The following is a 253-nucleotide window of genomic DNA, read 5'->3' as shown; positions in this document are numbered from 1 at the left end:
GTCATGCCCTTGCGGCGCAGTTCCTGATGAATACGGCCAAAGTTCGGCTGAACATGCTGGCGGGTACGATGTGAAGAACCGATCAACTTCTGTTGCAAGCCGGTTTCATCCAGCGTTTGTATGGTGGCCCAATCCAGACCTGCCGCCGTGGCCAGTCCAACATACTTGGCGACTACCCCCTTGGAGATCTTGAGAGCCATCGCAATTTGCTCATGACTGAGCCCAGCATCGAGTTTTAATCGAAGAACATCCT

General features: G+C 53.4%; 1 pseudogene. It reads right to left on the bottom strand.

Annotated elements, in window-relative coordinates:
* Nucleotides 1–253, bottom strand: a pseudogene (locus IV91_RS0113485) (IS21 family transposase); the annotation flags it as partial.

The sequence above is a fragment of the Ferrovum myxofaciens genome, assembly GCF_000735045.1.
GTDB classification, from domain to species: domain Bacteria; phylum Pseudomonadota; class Gammaproteobacteria; order Burkholderiales; family Ferrovaceae; genus Ferrovum; species Ferrovum myxofaciens.
Note: the sequence above shows the minus strand (reverse complement) of the source record. Positions and strands in the feature narration are given on the sequence as shown.